Annotated in this window: 18 protein-coding genes; all 18 read right to left on the bottom strand. The window is 61.8% G+C overall.

The window, feature by feature from the left end; all coding sequences use genetic code 11:
* Nucleotides 1-11: 11 nt before the first annotated feature.
* On the bottom strand, nucleotides 12-1,064 hold the full coding sequence (eutR, locus tag KB890_RS21460) for an HTH-type transcriptional regulator EutR (protein WP_002913642.1): 1,053 nt from the start codon (nucleotides 1,062-1,064) through the stop codon (nucleotides 12-14).
* A gap of 45 nt (nucleotides 1,065-1,109) precedes the next feature.
* Nucleotides 1,110-1,595, bottom strand: coding sequence for an ethanolamine utilization microcompartment protein EutK (gene eutK, locus KB890_RS21455; protein ID WP_004213215.1), 486 nt, complete (start codon nucleotides 1,593-1,595; stop codon nucleotides 1,110-1,112).
* 11 nt (nucleotides 1,596-1,606) lie between these two features.
* On the bottom strand, nucleotides 1,607-2,266 hold the full coding sequence (gene eutL / locus KB890_RS21450; protein WP_004174905.1) for an ethanolamine utilization microcompartment protein EutL: 660 nt from the start codon (nucleotides 2,264-2,266) through the stop codon (nucleotides 1,607-1,609).
* A 9-nt stretch (nucleotides 2,267-2,275) separates the two neighbouring features.
* Nucleotides 2,276-3,175, bottom strand: a complete 900-nt coding sequence (gene eutC / locus KB890_RS21445) for an ethanolamine ammonia-lyase subunit EutC (protein ID WP_004213213.1) — start codon at nucleotides 3,173-3,175, stop codon at nucleotides 2,276-2,278.
* 20 nt (nucleotides 3,176-3,195) lie between these two features.
* Nucleotides 3,196-4,557, bottom strand: coding sequence for an ethanolamine ammonia-lyase subunit alpha (gene eutB, locus KB890_RS21440; protein ID WP_004152001.1), 1,362 nt, complete (start codon nucleotides 4,555-4,557; stop codon nucleotides 3,196-3,198).
* An 11-nt stretch (nucleotides 4,558-4,568) separates the two neighbouring features.
* A complete protein-coding gene (eutA, locus tag KB890_RS21435; RefSeq protein WP_020325284.1) occupies nucleotides 4,569-5,972 on the bottom strand; it encodes an ethanolamine ammonia-lyase reactivating factor EutA in 1,404 nt (467 codons plus the stop codon).
* On the bottom strand, nucleotides 5,969-7,201 hold the full coding sequence (gene eutH, locus KB890_RS21430) for an ethanolamine utilization protein EutH (protein WP_020325282.1): 1,233 nt from the start codon (nucleotides 7,199-7,201) through the stop codon (nucleotides 5,969-5,971). Before eutH ends, eutA begins: the two co-directional genes overlap by 4 nt.
* A 199-nt stretch (nucleotides 7,202-7,400) precedes the next feature.
* Nucleotides 7,401-8,588 (bottom strand): ethanolamine utilization ethanol dehydrogenase EutG, encoded by a 1,188-nt coding sequence (eutG, locus tag KB890_RS21425; protein WP_004180840.1) that lies wholly within the window; start codon nucleotides 8,586-8,588, stop codon nucleotides 7,401-7,403.
* Nucleotides 8,578-9,417, bottom strand: a complete 840-nt coding sequence (gene eutJ, locus KB890_RS21420) for an ethanolamine utilization protein EutJ (RefSeq protein ID WP_004180842.1) — start codon at nucleotides 9,415-9,417, stop codon at nucleotides 8,578-8,580. The genes eutG and eutJ overlap by 11 nt, the downstream gene beginning before the upstream one ends.
* Before the next feature lie 9 nt (nucleotides 9,418-9,426).
* On the bottom strand, nucleotides 9,427-10,830 hold the full coding sequence (locus tag KB890_RS21415) for an aldehyde dehydrogenase family protein (protein WP_004152003.1): 1,404 nt from the start codon (nucleotides 10,828-10,830) through the stop codon (nucleotides 9,427-9,429).
* A gap of 11 nt (nucleotides 10,831-10,841) precedes the next feature.
* Entirely contained in the window at nucleotides 10,842-11,129 is a 288-nt protein-coding gene (eutN, locus tag KB890_RS21410; protein WP_002913719.1) for an ethanolamine utilization microcompartment protein EutN, read from the bottom strand.
* A 128-nt stretch (nucleotides 11,130-11,257) separates the two neighbouring features.
* Entirely contained in the window at nucleotides 11,258-11,548 is a 291-nt protein-coding gene (gene eutM, locus KB890_RS21405; RefSeq protein ID WP_000387720.1) for an ethanolamine utilization microcompartment protein EutM, read from the bottom strand.
* A 38-nt stretch (nucleotides 11,549-11,586) separates the two neighbouring features.
* Nucleotides 11,587-12,603, bottom strand: coding sequence for a phosphate acetyltransferase (gene pta / locus KB890_RS21400; protein ID WP_004185055.1), 1,017 nt, complete (start codon nucleotides 12,601-12,603; stop codon nucleotides 11,587-11,589).
* Nucleotides 12,593-13,399 (bottom strand): ethanolamine utilization cob(I)yrinic acid a,c-diamide adenosyltransferase EutT, encoded by an 807-nt coding sequence (gene eutT, locus KB890_RS21395; RefSeq protein ID WP_004180847.1) that lies wholly within the window; start codon nucleotides 13,397-13,399, stop codon nucleotides 12,593-12,595. Before eutT ends, pta begins: the two co-directional genes overlap by 11 nt.
* Nucleotides 13,396-14,085, bottom strand: a complete 690-nt coding sequence (eutQ, locus tag KB890_RS21390; protein ID WP_004180849.1) for an ethanolamine utilization acetate kinase EutQ — start codon at nucleotides 14,083-14,085, stop codon at nucleotides 13,396-13,398. Before eutQ ends, eutT begins: the two co-directional genes overlap by 4 nt.
* Nucleotides 14,063-14,542, bottom strand: a complete 480-nt coding sequence (gene eutP / locus KB890_RS21385; protein ID WP_002913727.1) for an ethanolamine utilization acetate kinase EutP — start codon at nucleotides 14,540-14,542, stop codon at nucleotides 14,063-14,065. Before eutP ends, eutQ begins: the two co-directional genes overlap by 23 nt.
* A gap of 12 nt (nucleotides 14,543-14,554) precedes the next feature.
* Complete coding sequence (eutS, locus tag KB890_RS21380; RefSeq protein WP_002913729.1) at nucleotides 14,555-14,890, bottom strand: ethanolamine utilization microcompartment protein EutS; 336 nt, start codon at nucleotides 14,888-14,890, stop codon at nucleotides 14,555-14,557.
* A gap of 219 nt (nucleotides 14,891-15,109) precedes the next feature.
* The gene (gene maeB, locus KB890_RS21375) at nucleotides 15,110-17,389 is read right to left on the bottom strand and encodes an NADP-dependent oxaloacetate-decarboxylating malate dehydrogenase (RefSeq protein WP_002913731.1); all 2,280 of its coding nucleotides are present in this window, start codon (nucleotides 17,387-17,389) and stop codon (nucleotides 15,110-15,112) included.
* Between the last annotated feature and the right edge of the window lie 217 nt (nucleotides 17,390-17,606).

Here is a 17,606-nt window from a genome sequence, read left to right as displayed (position 1 = left end):
AGTCTCTTCCCTCACACCCACTGGCGCAGGCGATGGTGCAGCGTCATCGACGGTTTCTCAGCAAACAGCTGCTGATAGTCGGTGGCGAACTGCCCCAAATGCCAGAATCCCCACTGCATGGCCGCCTCCTTGACCGTCTCGCGCTCTGACCAGGGGCTTATCAGCTCCCGACGCACGGCGTTCAGGCGGATCCGTTTGAGCCAGGCGTTAGGACCAATCCCCAGTATCGCATGGAAGGCGTTTTGCAAGGTGCGACGGCTGACATACAGCTGCTGGCACAGATCGAGAACGGTTAACGGCTCCGCGCTGTTTTCCAGCACATATTCGCGCGCCTGCGCCAGCAGGCGGCGGTAGCTCTGGTGGCTGACGCTCTCTGCACTTACCATCGGCTGCGCTTCTTCCAGCATCGTGCCCATCGCCAGCAACAGATTATCCCGCAGGACCTTACGCACGGCCGGCTGATGAAGGGTATCCGGATGCTCGCTAAAGGTGGCCAGCGCCTGTTGGACAAACCCCCACAGCGCGGCCTTATGCGGCTCGCGGACCGCCAGCGCTGACTGGTTGCGTAGCATATGTAGCACCCGTTCCGGGTGGTGCAGGAAACTGGCGTGACGCGCAATCACCTCCTGCGAAATCACTACCCCGAGAATGGTGTAATCATCCGGCGTGCTGAGCTCGAACTCCGTACCGCCGGGACGGGTGGCGATTTCTGCCCGGCCCAGACACTGCGAGCCGATAAACCCCTGTTCACCCCGGGTCGCCGGAATGCCAAACCAGAAGGAGTTCGGCCAGACCAGGCAGGACTGGCGCAGCGCCAGCCCGGTATATTCGCGGAAGACCTGGATCTCATCGAGCAGGATTTCGGTAAACTCGCCGCGAAACTGCCCCGGATGCAGCTGATCGTAGATCTGTTGCCAGGCGGTAATGGTCAGGGCGTGCTCATACACATCGGTTGTGTGTCGTTGATGAATATTGTCAATTTCAACCTGAGGCGTCAGCCTGGTGTCTTCCGGCAACGCCTCGCAACAGAGATGGTGCAAATTTGCAGAACGACGCTTTTTCATAATCGTTAAAGCCGGGGGCAAGCCGCTCCCGGCACCTCCGACAGGTTATGGATTTTTGAGACGATAGCGGCTACTGCGTTTTCGTAGCGTCCCTGCGGAAAAGAGCTGCTCCAGCGCCTGGCGGGCCTTATCCAGCGGCCAGGCAAAATGCGCGGCGACCTCGCCGGCCGTCATGCCCTGACGAACTGAAGCCAGCAGCGTCAGTAAGGCTTCCGATGAAGCCGGGTCAGCAGGCGGCATGGGCGCTGGCGGCGGTGGCTGAAAACCGCCGATCAGCCGCTGGGTATCCTCTTCCGGGCGGCCAATTTCCCGACGGCTGATCACGCAGCCGGTCCGCCGGGCAGCGGCGGACCCGGCATCCAGCGCGGCGCGGCAGGCCGCCAGGTCGCCCTCCACCACCAGCGTTAACCTGCCCGGGTCGAGCACTTCATGACTGAGCAGGCGCACATTGGCCGCCTTAAGCATGGCATCCGCAGCGTCTATAGCCGCGACCATGCCCTCCACTTCGAGCAATCCCAGCGCATTGATCATCGCTCCCTCCATTACGCACGCTGTACAGGATGACGGGCAATATCGAGAACGGCATCGGTAAAGGCATTGCAGGCGGCTTTACAGGCGGCCTGGCTTCCCGTCAAAAAGGCGGCCGAATAGTTGGTTTCCGATGGCGGCGGGACGTAGGTCACCAGCTGAACGTCGGCCGACTTCATCGCCGCATCGATACCAAACGTCGCCTCCAGCGGCGGCGCCACCAGATAAGCGATCGGATCGCCCAACGCGATGCCAGCGGCCGATGAAAGATAAGAGCCGGTACGCGACACCACGTGCGCCAGAAAGGCGGTATCTTGCGCGTCGTTAGCCCACTGGAATGCCGCCCCACCTTCAATATGCGCCATCATGGCATCCAGCCCGGCGCGAACTTCCGCCGGGTTCGGGCCGCCAAGCATGATCAGTACTTCGCCGGCGGTAGGCGACGGACCATGGGCCGCGCCGGCGTAGAGGGAGCGGCCATAGACCACCTCCACCATCGCCTGCTTTGTCGCTTCGTCGGCGGCAATATACGTCACATCGTCAGAATCTGCCGTGATGAGTCCGAGGCTACGTATATGCGACGGTAATTTAAGCTCGCGCGCGAAACCGTCATTCACCGAGGCAATCACGCGCATCGCGGTAACCGAGGGTCGAATCAAATCTAATGCTGGCATGATGCCTCCTTAACGGCTCATGTTGATGCCGGAGGCTTTCTGCTCCAGCATGCGTTTGGCTAAATCCACGATCACCGCGGCGGCTTCTACCGGCGGGGTGCCACCCTGGTGGATATTGGAGATACAGGTCCGGTCGGCCTCGACGGTGGTCGCCACCCGCGGGGAGTACACCGCGTAGCAGGAGAGGCTCTCCGACTGGCCGAGCCCCGGGCGCTCGCCAACCAGCAGGATCACCACCTTCGCGCCGAGGATCTCGCCGATCTGATCTTCAATCTTGACGCGGCCATAGCGCACGAAGAACGGCGTCCCGACCTTCAGACCCGCCTGTTTCAGGCCCGCAAGCAGCGGCGGCAGGATCTCTTCGTAGTTGGCGGTGATGGCATCCGTCGACAGGCCATCGGACACCACCACCTGCACATCCGGATCCATCACGCACTGCGCCTTCAGCGCATCAATCGCTTCCGGACTGAGGCGACGGCCCATATCCGGACGCGTGAGGTAGAGGTTCTTATCGCTAATCTCGGAACGCACTTCCAGCAGCCCCTGCGCTTTCACCCACGCTTCCGGCACCTCTTTGAGCACCGTGTCTTTCGAGCGCGAGTGATCGGCCAGGAAGCGCAGCAGCGCCTGAGTGCGCGGACGCGGGCCGGCGCGGCCGGTGCAAACGCGCGCCGCGGTACTGCGTTTCAGTTCAGTCAGTACTTCGGCGCGGTGCGGATGTTGTACCCCAATCCAGGCTTTCGCTTCCGCTGAGCCCAGGTCCAGCGTGCAGCTTTCCACCACCGCTTCGCTGGCGCAGGCGGCATGGCAGGCCGGCGTCGACGCTGCGGGGGCCTGCGGCTGCGACTGTGGTTGTCCCATCGACGCCATTACGCTGCGTACAATGTCTTCAATCTGTTTTTGATCCATGATGTGTCATCCCCGCGTCATCAGAAGAACAGTGACGGATCGCCCGCCCGTTTGGTCAGGCGACCATTTGCCATAATGCCCATCGTTTCCAGCCAGCGTTCAAACTCCGGCGACGGCCGCAGGCCCAGCAGCTGGCGCACGGTCGCGGTATCGTGGAAGGCGGTGGTCTGGTAGTTGAGCATGATGTCGTCGCCGAGCGGCATGCCCATGATGTAGTTGCAGCCTGCGGTCGCCAGCAGGATCATCAGGTTTTCGTTGAGGTTCTGGTCGGCATCGGCATGGTTGGTATAGCAGCAGTCGCAGCCCATTGAGATGCCGCTCAGCTTGCCCATAAAGTGGTCTTCCAGTCCGGCGCGAATGATTTGCCGGTCGTTATAGAGATACTCCGGCCCGATAAAGCCCACCACGGTGTTGACGAGGAACGGATCGTAGTGCCGCGCCAGGCCATAGTTACGCGCTTCCATGGTCACCTGGTCGGCGCCGAAGTTAGCGCCCGCGGAAAGCGCCGAGCCCTGCCCGGTTTCAAAGTAAAGACAGTTCTCCCCGGCGATGCGGTTAAACTCCGCCCCCACCGCCCGCGCTTCATCGAGCATCGCCAGCTCGACGCCGAACTCTTTAAGCCCTTTTTCACTGCCGCAGATGCTCTGGAAGATAAGCCCCCCCGGCGCGCCGCGGCGGATGGCTTCAATCTGGGTGGTGACGTGCGCCAGCACGCAGCCCTGGGTCGGGATGTTAAACTTGTCGATCACCCCGTACACCGTATCCAGCACCCGGCTCAGGTTCTCCACGTCGTCAGTGACCGGGTTGACGCCAATCACCGCGTCGCCCGCGCCGAAGGAGAGCCCTTCATAGATTTGCGCGGCAATACTCTGCACGTCGTCGCGGGTATCGTTCGGCTGCAGGCGGCAGCTAAAGGTCCCCGGCAGACCGATGGTGGTATTGGCTTTTTTGATCACCGGCATTTTTTTACCGCCGTAGATCAGATCGGCGTTGGAGCAGATCTTGGCCACCGCAGCCACCACCTCGGAGGTCAGCCCTTTGCGGACAAAGGCGATATCGTCGCTGGTGACCTCGTCGTTGAGCACGTATTCCCGCAGGTCGCTGATGGTCCAGTGTTTAATCCGCTGATAGGCGGTTTCGTTCACGTCATCCTGGATCAGGCGCGTAACGCAGTCCTCCTCATACGGGATCACTGGGTTATTACGGATATCGGCTACCGTCATATCGGAGAGCACCTGCTTGGCGGCCACGCGCTGCTGCGAACTCTCCGCCGCTACCCCCGCCAGCACATCCCCCGAACGCAGTTCGTTGGCTTTCGCCAGCACCTCTTTTACATCCTTAAACTGATAAACATTGCCGAACAATGTGGTCTTTAGTTTCATAAGTCGTTCCCTCAGGAAGGAAATGCGAGTGATTTCACCGTCACCGGCACAACCGATCCGCCAAAAAGAGGCGTACCAATGTCGATATAGTCTCCCGCCCGGATGCTCACCTCATCGATGACCGCCAGCGGAAGGTGTGGAAGCTGTGGCCGCAGCAGCATGCCCAGCGCTTTGCCAAAATCCTGCTCGGCCACCAGCAGCAGTGGACGGGGATTGGGAAAGCGGGCGACAAACGCCAGCAGGGCGTCAATTACGGTCAGTAAGGTGGCGTAGCGCACCGGAAGTGAAGCGGGAAGCGCCAGCACGTAAGCGTCCGCCTCGGGGGCCAGATCGAGCTGCGTCAGCGCCTGGAGCCAGGCGTTCGGCAGATCGGCGGCATCCTGCGGGATAGCCACCGGCAGATTGCGCAGCGGCAATGGAACCCCCTCCAGCCAGATGGTGCTCCCGGACAGGGACAGGGTATGCGCCCCGGCGCCAATCACCGTGGCGCGCACGGTTTGCGCCGGGAACTGCACGTTCATCTCACGCAGGCGCGGATGCTCATGCAGGGCCGTGGCCAGCAGCGGCCCGATATCGGAAAAGCAGAAAGGATCGGCGGGCTGATGGCGGTAGCACTCCCCCACTCCGCCGGAAAGGGTAATCACCTCCGGCTGAACACCCGCAGGCAGTACTTCGGTTTGCATCAGCCCCTGCGCCAGCGGTGAGAGGATGCCGTCGATCACCTCGACGATCAGCGCCGCCATCCGGCTCGCCACCTGCGCCAGCTGCCCGGCGGTCAGCGCCAGGGCGTTAGTGCCGGCGCCAAACAGCGCATCAACAATCCGCTGCCCCGGCGGGTGCGCGTGGACCACGCGCCCCTGAGCGTCGGTTTCCAGCAGGCGGCCGCCGACGTTGAGGCAGGTGGTGGCGCTGACGTTTCCGGCGTCAAACAGGGCATAGTTCGAGGTACCGCCGCCAATATCGATATTGAGCACCCGGCACATCCGCTGCCGGGACAGGGTCTGCGCCCCGGCGCCGTGTCCGGCAATGACCGACTCCAGATGCGGCCCGGCGCTGGCGACGACAAAATCGCCCAGCGACTGCGAGAGCGCCATCACCGCCGGGCGGGCATTGCGGGTTTTCGCGCTTTCGCCGGTGATGATGATCGCCCCGGAATCCACCGCTTGTGGAGCGATCCCTGCGGCCCGGTACTGAGCCAGAATCAGCGCCTCAAGCTCGGCCTCTTTCAGTTCTCCCTGCTTATCAACCGGCGTAAAGAAGACCGGGCTTTGCCAGCTAATGTCGCGTTTGATGAATTCATAACGCGGCACCTGGGAAACCGCCGCGCGGTTCACCAGCTCGAGGCGCGAGAAGATCACCTGCGTGGTGGTGGTGCCGATATCAATACCGACGCTCAACAGCTGGCGCGTGTTCACGAGTGCGCCTCCGCTTCGTTGTTGGCAGGCGCCGGTACGTTTTCATCTTTTGGCACCAGCAGCATCGCCACGCCAATCGCGGTAATGCCGCCGACCAGCTTGCCGACAATCATCGGAAAGATCATGGCGTTCATATTGGCCGCCGCAAAACCGAGATGGTCGCCGAGGGCGAACGCCGCTGACACCGAGAAGGCGCAGTTGATCACTTTTCCGCGGGTATCCATCTGCTTCATCATGCCGAACATCGGAATATTGTTCGCCAGGGTAGCGACCATGCCGCCGGCAGCCATATTGTTGATTTTTAGCAGATTACCAACGCGCATCAGCGGCTTTTCAAACCAGCGGGTCAGCAGGAGCACCATCGGATAAGCGCCGAGCAGCACGCAGGAGATAGAGCCAATGACTTCGATGGCGCGCATCACCTCGCCGGGCTGGTCGCCAGGCGCCATAAAGATCGGATCGAGCCCCGGGATCAGCTCCCAGCCGAGCAGGAACTTGATCACCGCCGCCGCCAGGCCGATGGTGATCAGCGCCACGAGGAATTTGGCGAAGATCTGGAAGCCGTTGATCATTTTTTCCGGAATAAACTTCAGCCCCAGCGCCACCAGCACGGCGACGATGATCACCGGGATCATATTCATCAGGATCAGCGCGAAGGTAAATGCTACCGGCTGGCCGTTGATCTCCACCCCGGAATACATCGCCACCAGACCGCCGGCGATACAGCCGATGGGAATGGTGACAATGCCCGCCAGCACGCCGAGCGCCAGCCAGCGGCGATCGGTTGGTTCGATAATGCCGAGCGCCACCGGAATGGAGAACACAATGGTCGGACCCATCATAGAGCCGAGGATCAGGCCTGAGTACATCCAGGCCGCCACGTCGCCGCCCGCGAGTTCTTTAGCGAGGAAGAAACCGCCCATGTCGCACGCCAGCAGCGTGCCGGCGAACATCGACGGGTTGGCGCCGAGCATCTCATACAGCGGAATAATCACCGGACCAAGCAGATGAGCCAGCACTGGCGCCAGGGCGGTCATCCCGACCATCGCCAGGCCCAGCGCGCCCATCGCCATAAACCCTTCTTCAAACTGACCGCCGGATCCCTCAATGCTTTTCCCCAGTTTGCCGAGAAAGCGCGCCGAGCCGCCGAACTGCGACAGGATCCTGTCCACGGCGGCAATCAGCATAAAGAACATCATGATGTACATGATGATTTCGTTAATTCCCATAGCCCTTACTCCCTGTCATTTATGATTTGTAGATACTGTGAATACCGGGACATTAGCCGCACTCAGGCGACTTTCCCGGGCCGCGGCGTGAACGCCTTACCCGGGCTACGGCATAGCAGACGGCTGTGATCCTGTAGCCCGGCTAAGCGCAGCGCGAGCCGGGAAAGCCACAGCCACACGCCTCCGGGAAAATCGGCATTTATCGCGCCGCCGCGTACAGCTCGATAATCTGCTCCCGGCTGGCGGTGCGTGGATTGGTGCGCAAACAGATGTCCTCCTGCGCCGCTTGCGCCCAGGCGGCGTAGTGCGCGGACGTCGCGCCAGCCTCCGTCAGCCGCATCGTCAGACCGACCTCGGCGATCAGCTCGCGCACGGCGGCGATAGCCTCGCGGTCATCGGTTTTCTTGCCGGTTAACGCCCGGCCGATCTGGCTGAAGCGCGCCCGGCGCACCATGCGGTTAAACTCCATCACCGTTGGCAGCAGCATGGCGTTGGCCAGACCGTGCGGAATATGCAGCGCCGCCCCCGGCTGATGCGCCATGGCATGGCATAGCCCCAGCCCGGCGCTGGAAAACGCCATCCCCGCCATGCAGGAAGCCAGCAGCATGTTCTCCCGCGCCGCCAGATCCTGACCGCAGCCCACCGCTTTCGGCAGCGCCTCGCCGATCATGGCTATCGCCCCCATCGCCAGACTGTCGGTAAACGGCGTGGCGTGGCGGGCGCTGTAGGCCTCGACGGCGTGGGTCAGCGCATCAATCCCGGTCATTGCCGTGATATGCGGCGGGACGCCCTCGGTCAGCGCGGCGTCGAGGATCGCCACATCCGGCATCAGCGAGGCATGCGCCAGCACCTGTTTGCGTCCACTCACCGCATCGATAATCACCGTCACATTGGTGGTTTCAGACCCGGTGCCAGCGGTGGTCGGCACCGCGATCAGCGGCAGACGTGGGCGCAACTCGCTGTGCTCCGTCATCTCCCCCAGCGTCTGCTCAGGATTGGCGACCAGCAGCGCCACCGCCTTCGCCGCATCCAGTACCGATCCACCGCCAAAGGCCACCACGCCGTCGCAGCGCGCGTCCCGCAGCTGGGCGACGGCGGCGCAGACATCGGTGACGCAGGGTTCGCCGGCGGGACAGGGCCAGAGAGTCATAGCAATCCCTTTCATCGCCAGGCTACGCTCCAGCCCGGCGGTCATTCCCGCCTGATGGAGAAAACTGTCAACCATGACAAACAGATGCCTAAGGCCCCGGGACTGCGCTTGCGGACCGCAGGCCGCCAGCGCGCCGACGCCGTGCAGCGTCACCGGCGGAACGTTGAAGCTTTTCATTTGCTGAAGATTCAGCGTATCAAAGGCATTGAACAGCGCCGTCTGCAGTTCAGCTTGCATACATCCCCTCCGCTTTTTCCCTCCCGCTGTTGGCGATTGCCAGCGGGGTCATAAACAGGCTGTGCTGCGGCAAATGCACCGGTAATGCCGGGAAGCGCTGACGAAACAGCTCATGCACGCCCGGCTGCATACAGGCGCCGCCTGCCAGCCACAAATCGACAATCCCTTGTCCGGCAATATGTCGGGCGACAATTTCGGCCATCTTCTCGTACACCGGCTTAACCACCGGCCAGATCTCCCCGGCGTGGCTGCGCTTGTACTGCTCCGCCTCCTCAAGCCCGATGCCGCGATTCCCGGCCAGAGTCAGGGAGATATGGTGGCCGCCGGTGGCTTCATCCGCCGAATATGTCACCCTGCCCTGTTTAACGATGGCGATCCCGGTGGTGCCGCCGCCGATATCCACCACCCCGGCGTTATCGAGCTGCAGCAGATCCGCCACCGCGGTAGGCTCATCCAGCACATGACTGATCTCCAGCCCGGCGGACTCCAGGACATTGATCGAAATGCGCGGATCGGTGCCGGGCGGAAACGAGGTCGCCGCATGGGTGAAGCGGCAGCCCAGCTGCTGCTCGAGAGTCGCAAGATGTCGGCGCACGAGGGTGACGGCGCCAAAGAAATCCCAGACGATGCCGTCGCGCACCACGTCGGCCCAGTCAAGGCATACCGCAACCGGCTGGCCGTCACGGTCAACCACCATCGACACCACGTCGCAGGTGCCCAAATCGATGCCCAGCCACAGCGGCGACTCGCTGGCGGCGGGCGCCTGGTTACACAGGGCAGCGGCTTTTTGCAGTCTCGGCGAAAGCCAGCGTTGTTCGTCGTGCGCCATGTTCATCCCTTATACGATTCGAAACGCATCCACCAGCACGCAGCGGCGCAGACGAACGAAGGTCCGCGCGCTGGTTACCCCTTCCCCGGTTGGGGTGGTGATGGTCATGGTGGTCCAGCCCTCACCGCCCAGCCCAAGCCCGGCGATGCACGGCCCGTTTTTGACGAAGATGCTGGTGTCGATGGCATTCGCCATCTGGTTCATGTTGTCGATATTGCGCGAGTGCATCGCCGCCGTATGGTGGCAGCCGCCTTCCAGTTGCACCGCCAGGGCGATGGCCTCCTCGACGTTCGCCACCCGCACCACCGGCAGCACCGGCATCATCAGTTCAGTCACCGCAAACGGATGGCTGGCGGGGGTTTCCACGAACAGCAGGCGGGTTTGCGCCGGCACCTGCAGGCCAATCGCCGCGGCGATTTTGCCCGCATCGCGGCCGACCCAGTCGCGGCTGACCGTGCCTTTGCCGCGCTCGTCGATATTTTTCAGCAGCAGCGGCTGGAGCTGTTCGGCCTGCGCCGCCGTGAGTTTCACCGCCTGCTGGCCTTCCATCAGGCGCATCAGTTCGTCGGCGACGCTATCGACCACGATCAGCACCTTCTCGTCGGCGCAGATGATGTTGTTATCAAACGAGGCGCCTTTGACGATCGCCTGCGCGGCGCGCGGTAGATCGGCAGTCTCATCCACCACCACCGGCGGGTTGCCAGCCCCGGCGGCGATCAGGCGTTTGTTGGTATGTTTGCGCGCCGCCTCGACCACCGCTTCGCCGCCGGTCACCACCAGCAGGCCGATGCCAGGGTACTTAAACAGCCGCTGGGCGGTGTCGATATCCGGGTTCGCCACGGTCACCAGCAGGTTGGCCGGACCGCCGGCGGCCACTACCGCCTGGTTAAGCAGGGTAATTGCCCTTTGCGAGACCTTTTTCGCCGCCGGATGGGGGGCGAAGACCACGCTGTTGCCGGCGGCTATCAGGCTAATGGCGTTGTTGATCACCGTCGCCGCCGGATTGGTGGACGGCGTCACCGAGGCCACCACGCCCCAGGGCGCATTTTCAATCAGCGTCAGGCCATTATCGCCGGTGAGCACCTGCGGAGTCAGACACTCCACGCCCGGCGTGCCGCGCGCCTGCGCCACGTTTTTGGCAAACTTATCTTCAACGCGTCCCATGCCGGTCTCCGTCACCGCAAGCTCCGCCAGTTCACGGGCATACTTTTCACCCGCCTCACGAATGGCCTGAATCACCTGCTGACGCATCGCCACCCGCTTTAATCCCTGCTGGGCCACCGTTGCCGCCGCGACAGCGTCATCCAGTGAGGCAAAAACGCCCATATCATGAACGGTGCCGGCAGGCTGGCTGCTGTCTTTCATTTTCAGCAGTACCGCTTTCACTACCTGTTCAATGTCCTGTTGATTCATGATTTTTCACCCTACTTATGGAAGAGCACCTGACCATCGGCCGCAGCCTCATCCACGATACCAATCACGCACAGATCGACCGGAGAGGCGCCGTGTGCGTGCGCCTGCCGCGCCGAGCTGCCGCTGACCAGCAGTACCCACTCTCCGCATCCCGCGCCGATGCTGTCGATGGCGACCGCACATTGCCCGTCGGGCTCGCCGCGGGCATTGAGCATCTCCACCATCAGCAGTTTGTCGTGGGCCAGACCTTCATGGCGTACGGTGCAGACCACATATCCGGTTACCACAGCCAGCTTCATGTCCGTCTCCGCGTGTGATGTGCAGGCCGGAAAAGCGCAACGCCATCCGGCATTCATGCCTTTTCATGGCCAGATAGCGACGCGCTGGCGTCTTATCCGGCCAGAACTTTCCGGCACCCCCTCCCCCGTTAGATGTTGCTGTCGCCCTTGAAGCTAATCGGGAAGACCTCTTCCAGATCGCCATGCGGGCGCGGGATGACATGTACAGAGACCAGCTCACCGATACGCTGAGCCGCCGCCGCCCCGGCATCCGTCGCGGCTTTGCACGCCGCGACATCGCCGCGCACCATGGCGGTCACCAGGCCCCCGCCGATCTGTTTCACTCCCACCAGCTTGACGCGAGCCGCTTTGACCATGGCGTCGGAGGCCTCAATCAGTGCAACCAGGCCCCGGGTTTCAATCATTCCTAATGCTTCCATTGTGTTTTCCTCTCATAAGGGGTCCTGAAGGGGACCATTCATTCAACCAGCGTGGACGAGTCGGGGATCCGGCTTGCGTCCGTCTGGCGCGGTACCGACGCCACCAGCGCCAGTTCGATAATTTCCTCTACGCTACAGCCTCGCGAGAGGTCGTGAAGCGGGGCGGCCAGGCCCTGGATCAGCGGCCCGATGGCGCGATACCCGCCCAGCCGCTGGGCGATTTTGTAGCCGATGTTGCCCGCCTCCAGCGACGGAAAGACCAGCACATTGGCCCGGCCCTGCAGCGGGCTGCCGGGCGCTTTGTGCGCAGCGACGTCCGGTACAAAGGCGGCGTCAAACTGCAGCTCGCCATCGACCATCAGCTGCGGCGCCCGCTGACGCACGATCTCCGTGGCCTGCTGGACGTTAGCCACACAGGGATGCCGGGCGCTGCCGTGTGTCGAGAAGGACAGCATTGCCACCCGCGGCGCTTCGCCAGCGATCGCTTGCCAGGTCTCGGCGCTGGCAATCGCGATATCCGCCAGCTGCGCCGCGGTCGGCTGCGGCACCACGCTGCAGTCGGCAAACCCCAGCGGCTGGCCGGCATACTGCGGCAGCATCAGAAACAGCGAAGAGAGCGTTTTACATCCCGGCTGCAGGCCGATAAGGCGCAGACCAGCGCGCAGCACGCTGGCGGTTGACGAGAGATTTCCGGCGATACACACCTCGGCCTGCCCGGCGCTGACCATCGCCGCGGCGAACATCAGCGGGTCGGCCAGCTTGTCGACCGCGTCAGCGGGCGCTTTATCGCCGGCGCGCGCCTGCCAGGCGGCGGCAAACGCCTCGCGCATCGCCAGGTTGCTGTGCGGATCGATGACCTGCACCCCGGTCAGCGGCAGACGTTCGCCAAGGGCGAACTGCCGCAGCGCGAAGGGGCTGGCGACGAGGATCGGATGCGCCAGGCCCTGCTGCTGCAGATAATGCGCCGCCTTCAACACGCGGACGTCCAGCGCATCCGGGAACACCACCCTGGCGGGGGCGCGCAGCGCCAGTTTGCGACACTGGTCAATGATCATCTTCACCTCCCAGCTGCTGCAGTTGGCTGAGCGCCGGCGGCGCGTCCGTCACGCCCAGGATCATCATCACGTAGACCGCGCTGGAGAGGCGGTTGAGCGCTTGCATAATATCGGCGCGCCGGACCGCAAATTGCGGCGTAATAAACACCTGCGCCGCGGTCACCTCCGCCTCGCGCACTTTGCCGCGCAGCAAATTAAGCAGCGCGACATCGCGCCCATGGCGGGCCTCCGGCACCAGGTGATCGTGACCCAGGTAACGCAGCGGCTGATGGGACAGACGATGCAGCTGCGCCTCGCTGAATCCGGCTATCGACTGCGCCGCCAGCGGTTCCTCCAGCGCATCGGCGCGCATGATGTTGCCCAGCCGCGAACGGATATCCGTCAGCCACGGCTGCCAGGGCTCCGCCAGTTCAATTTGCAGCCACACCGTCAGGGCGATGGTGCTGTCCAGCACCGCGCGGAAGGCCAGCCGCGGATCGTTTTTCGCCACCAGGGTATCGGCCGTCAGATGAGTTAAGGTGTCCGGCTTTTTGCCCACCGGCTGGTGACAAAGCTCGCAGCAGGCCTGGGGCGGATGGTCGCTGCTGGTCAGGACATGCACCGGCTGCGGCGTCTGTTCGTCATCCTCGACAAACAGGCGCCCCTGGCGGTCGAGAAATTTGACCCGCAGATGCCGACTTTCCAGCAGTTCCCTCGCCGAGGGCGTCAGGCGAGCATCGGCAGGAAGATGGATTTCGCCGCCTTCGCTGAGCGTATGGTTCGCTCTGAGCCACGCTTCGGTAATGAAATCGTTCATAGCGATTGCCAGTTTGCCGGCCAGGCGACGTACAGGAAGCGCACCGTCGACGGGGTACCGAATTCGATGCTGGCGCCTTTCGGGATGAACATGACGTCCCCCGCTTTGGCGACCAGCGTTTCCCCCTGATGGCGCACATGCAGCTCGCCCTCCAGCACCATATCGATTTCGTCGTAGTTCAGCGTCCACGGGAAGAAGGCGTTCTCCCACTGCATAAATCCGGCCGCCATGCTGCTGCCATCCTGGTCAGTCACCAGGTCCGTTAAGCCGACGCAGTGCGGCTGGGCGCCGTCGAAGCGGCCAAACTTCACGCTGCTGCCATCGATCACTTTGATGCCGCCTTTGCCGGTCACTGCCTCAAATCCCGGCTGCATCGCCTCCTGCTCCAGGGACTGCTTCTCCTTCATCACCTTTTCCATCAGCTGCGCCACCAGGCTTTCGGTAAACTGGCCTTCCGGCAGCTGCGCCAGGATGGTTTCCCGGATCCGCTGGCTTTCCGTTTTGTCGCTGTCCGCCGCTGTCGCCGCCGGCGCGGCGCCATCGTCTTCGGTGATAGTGAATCCCAGCAGCTCGGCGACTTCGCGCGCTTCCGGGGTGATAATGCTGGCGCGCAGAACTACTGACATCGCCTGTTCGCCGCGCGCGTGGGCGGCACGAATATCGTTAGCGGTAATGAGTTTCTTCACCTGGCCCTTCCTCCTTTTGGCTGAGCTCACTCAAGTAATTTTCCAGCGGCGCGACGCTTTGCGGATCGCAACCGTTGAGGGCGAAAACCGGCGCCTGAAACCCCATCCCGTCCAGCAGCTGCCGCACCGCGGCGACGTTGGCATCCGGCAGATCCGTTTTGCTGATCGCCACGATAAGGTGCTTTCGGCTGCCAATATCCAGCAACCCGGGTGGCAGGCGACTTTCGGTATCATTGGCCGCATGGACATAAATCAGGGTGTCCACATCCTGCAAGGTGGTAATTAAGGCGTGATACCAGCGCGGATGGCTGAAATATTCCCCGGGTGTATCGATGTCGCCACGATCGTTAAATTCCAGCGCCTGCGTTTTTCTGGCGAGGGAATAATTCCCCTGCAGGGCATTAAATAACGTGGTTTTTCCTGCACCGACGGCGCCGACAATCGCAATACGCTTCATGGTCGCTCTCAATTAACTTTTCGTTAATTCGCACAAGGTATAATTTAATAAGCGGCCTAATCCGCCGATGGTCTGCAGAAGCGCCTCCTCCACCGCGCCGACCGAGCCGTAGATCACCAGCGCGCCGCTAAACCGGTCGAGAAAACCGATGTGCACGTCGGCGGCCTTCATCGCCAGATCGCCGGCGATCATCGCCGTTTCTCCCGGCGTCAGCGTCATAATGCCGATCGCGCCGGATTCGGGTACGCCGATCTTTTTCGCCAGCTCCGCTCCCGGGTGGGCAATCAGATGCGCCAGCGTGACCTGTTTGCCTGGTACGAATTCCTGAATAATGCGTTCTTTATCCATGACTGATTGCCCCCCTGAAATCTGTCCTCATGGTGACGACATTTCAGCGCGGCAAATAACAAATTTCGGCAAGTGGGGTTAAAAGGTGAAGTGGATCACTCAGGAGAGAAAATAATATTGCGGTGGAATTAAAAAGGCAGGCTCAGCGTTTTTTACTCACCGGCCTGCCTGATATTGCGCGCGGAAACGGATCCGCGCGTTAGCGGGGGAAATAGAAAATTACAGCGGTTCGGTTTGCGCTTCAACAACCGCCAGCGCCACCATATTAACGATCCGGCGTACGGAGGCGATCGGCGTCAGAATATGCACCGGCTTCGCCACCCCCATCAGCACCGGCCCGACGGTCACCCCTTCCGAACTGGAGACGCGCAGCAGGTTATAGCTGATCCGGGCGGCTTCCATATTCGGCATCACCAGAATATTGGCCGCCCCCTTCAGCGGGCTGTCCGGCATGCGATCGTTGCGGATGCTTTCCACCAGCGCGGCGTCGCCATGCATTTCGCCATCGATCATCAGCTCCGGGGCGCGCGCCTTCACCAGCTCCAGGGTTTTACGCATTTTACTGGCTGACGGACAGTCGGCAGAGCCAAAGTTGGAGTGCGACAGCAACGCCACGCGCGGTTCAATACCAAAGCGTCGCACGCTTTCCGCCGCCATCAGGGTGATCTCCGCCAGCTCTTCCGGCGACGGATCGTGATTGACATAGGTATCGGCGATAAAGGTGTTGCCGCTCGGCAGCAGCAGCGCATTCATCGCCCCGGCGGTGCTGACGCCGTCGCGATAGCCAAACAGCGGCTGCACCACGCGGTAGTGATCGTGGTACTCGCCAATAGTCCCGCAGATCATCGCATCCGCTTCACCGCGATGAACCATGATGGCGCCAATCACCGTGGTGTTGCTAATCACCGCCCGCTGCGCCTGCTCCTGGGTAATGCCGCGGCGCTTCATCAGCTGGTAGTACTCGCTCCAGTACTCTTTAAACCGCGGGTCGGATTCATTATTGACGATCTCAAAGTCAACGCCGGCCTTGATCTGCAGGCCCAGCTTCTGGATGCGCATTTCAATCACGCTCGGGCGGCCCACCAGAATCGGTTTGGCCAGTCCCAGAGACACCAGCTCCTGGGTGGCGTGCAGCACCCGAGTCTCCTCCCCTTCCGCCAGCACCACGCGCTTCGGCTCTTTGCGCGCCTGAGAGAAGATAGGCTTCATAAACAGGTTGGTTTTATAGACGAACTCGCTCAGCTTCTCGATATAGGCGTCAAAATCGGCGATCGGGCGCGTCGCCACACCGGAATCCATCGCCGCCTTCGCCACCGCGGGGGCGATCTTGACGATCAGCCGCGGGTCGAACGGTTTCGGAATGATGTACTCCGGACCAAAGCTTAAATCCTGATCGCCGTAGGCGGAGGCCACCACTTCGCTCTGCTCGGCATGGGCCAGCTCGGCAATCGCATGCACCGCCGCCAGCTTCATCTCTTCGTTGATCGCCGTCGCGCCGACGTCCAGCGCGCCGCGGAAGATGAACGGGAAGCAAAGTACGTTGTTGACCTGGTTAGGGTAGTCGGAGCGGCCGGTACAGATGATGGCGTCATCGCGGACCTGCTTCGCCAGCGGCGGCAGAATTTCCGGCTCCGGGTTGGCCAGGGCGAGGATCAGCGGCGCCCGCGCCATCTTCTTCACCATCTCCTGAGTCAGCACTTTCGGACCGGAGCAGCCGAGGAAAATGTCGGCGCCGTCGATCACGTCATCGAGGGTGCGTTTGCCGTCGTCTTCCACCGCATAGGCCGCTTTGGTTTCCGCCATGTTCGGCTCACGGTCTTTATAGATAACGCCTTTCGAATCGCAGACCACGATGTTGTGCTTTTGCATCCCCAGCGCCACCAGCAGATTCATACAGGCGATCGCCGCCGCGCCCGCGCCGGAGACCACCATCCGCACGTCGGACAGATTCTTCTCGACGACGCGCAGACCGTTGAGGATCGCCGCGGTGCTGATGATCGCCGTGCCGTGCTGATCGTCATGGAAGACCGGGATATTCATCCGCTCGCGCAGCTGCTGCTCGATGTAGAAACACTCCGGCGCTTTAATATCTTCCAGGTTGATACCGCCGAAGGTTGGTTCGAGGGCGGCGACGACGTTAATGAATTTGTCCGGATCCAGCTCATCGACTTCGATATCAAACACATCGATACCGGCAAATTTCTTAAACAGGACGCCTTTGCCCTCCATTACCGGCTTACCGGCCAGCGCGCCGATGTTGCCGAGCCCCAGCACCGCGGTGCCGTTGGAGACGACCGCCACCAGGTTGCCACGGGCAGTGTATTTGTAGGCGGCCAGCGGATCTTTTTCGATTTCCAGGCAGGGGGCTGCGACGCCCGGCGAGTAGGCCAGCGCCAGATCGCGCTGGGTGGCGAGAGGTTTGGTCGGCGAGACCTGGATTTTTCCGGGAACCGGAAATTCGTGGAAGTCGAGGGCGCTCTGTTTTAACTGCTCATCCATTTTCTATTCCTTTCTTTCACGTATCGTTCGTAGGGGAAAAGCGTGATGACCATCCTGTCGTTCACCTTTCAGTGGCAGACAGTATCCCTCCTGGCGGGGCGATAAACTTTGAACACCGCCAAACTCTGGCCATCGTTATGATTTTGTTGTTATCAATTTATAGCGGTTATGTTACCCGGATTCGCCGCCAATAATAGCCCTGTCTGCTATGCTTTTT

The organism is Klebsiella sp. P1954 (genome assembly GCF_018199955.1).
GTDB classification, from domain to species: Bacteria; Pseudomonadota; Gammaproteobacteria; order Enterobacterales; family Enterobacteriaceae; genus Klebsiella; species Klebsiella pneumoniae.
Note: the sequence above shows the minus strand (reverse complement) of the source record. Positions and strands in the feature narration are given on the sequence as shown.

What these genes read in the sequence shown, in the direction of transcription:
- eutC (WP_004213213.1), bottom strand. Translation starts at nt 3,175, where the DNA reads ATGGATCAAAAACAGATTGAAGACATTGTACGCAGCGTAATGGCGTCG.
- pta (WP_004185055.1), bottom strand. Translation starts at nt 12,603, where the DNA reads ATGATCATTGACCAGTGTCGCAAACTGGCGCTGCGCGCCCCCGCCAGG.
- KB890_RS21415 (WP_004152003.1), bottom strand. Translation starts at nt 10,830, where the DNA reads ATGAATCAACAGGACATTGAACAGGTAGTGAAAGCGGTACTGCTGAAA.
- eutP (WP_002913727.1), bottom strand. Translation starts at nt 14,542, where the DNA reads ATGAAGCGTATTGCGATTGTCGGCGCCGTCGGTGCAGGAAAAACCACG.
- eutH (WP_020325282.1), bottom strand. Translation starts at nt 7,201, where the DNA reads ATGGGAATTAACGAAATCATCATGTACATCATGATGTTCTTTATGCTG.
- eutK (WP_004213215.1), bottom strand. Translation starts at nt 1,595, where the DNA reads ATGATCAATGCGCTGGGATTGCTCGAAGTGGAGGGCATGGTCGCGGCT.
- eutT (WP_004180847.1), bottom strand. Translation starts at nt 13,399, where the DNA reads ATGAACGATTTCATTACCGAAGCGTGGCTCAGAGCGAACCATACGCTC.
- eutL (WP_004174905.1), bottom strand. Translation starts at nt 2,266, where the DNA reads ATGCCAGCATTAGATTTGATTCGACCCTCGGTTACCGCGATGCGCGTG.
- eutR (WP_002913642.1), bottom strand. Translation starts at nt 1,064, where the DNA reads ATGAAAAAGCGTCGTTCTGCAAATTTGCACCATCTCTGTTGCGAGGCG.
- eutG (WP_004180840.1), bottom strand. Translation starts at nt 8,588, where the DNA reads ATGCAAGCTGAACTGCAGACGGCGCTGTTCAATGCCTTTGATACGCTG.
- eutS (WP_002913729.1), bottom strand. Translation starts at nt 14,890, where the DNA reads ATGGATAAAGAACGCATTATTCAGGAATTCGTACCAGGCAAACAGGTC.
- eutB (WP_004152001.1), bottom strand. Translation starts at nt 4,557, where the DNA reads ATGAAACTAAAGACCACATTGTTCGGCAATGTTTATCAGTTTAAGGAT.
- eutN (WP_002913719.1), bottom strand. Translation starts at nt 11,129, where the DNA reads ATGAAGCTGGCTGTGGTAACCGGATATGTGGTCTGCACCGTACGCCAT.
- eutJ (WP_004180842.1), bottom strand. Translation starts at nt 9,417, where the DNA reads ATGGCGCACGACGAACAACGCTGGCTTTCGCCGAGACTGCAAAAAGCC.
- maeB (WP_002913731.1), bottom strand. Translation starts at nt 17,389, where the DNA reads ATGGATGAGCAGTTAAAACAGAGCGCCCTCGACTTCCACGAATTTCCG.
- eutM (WP_000387720.1), bottom strand. Translation starts at nt 11,548, where the DNA reads ATGGAAGCATTAGGAATGATTGAAACCCGGGGCCTGGTTGCACTGATT.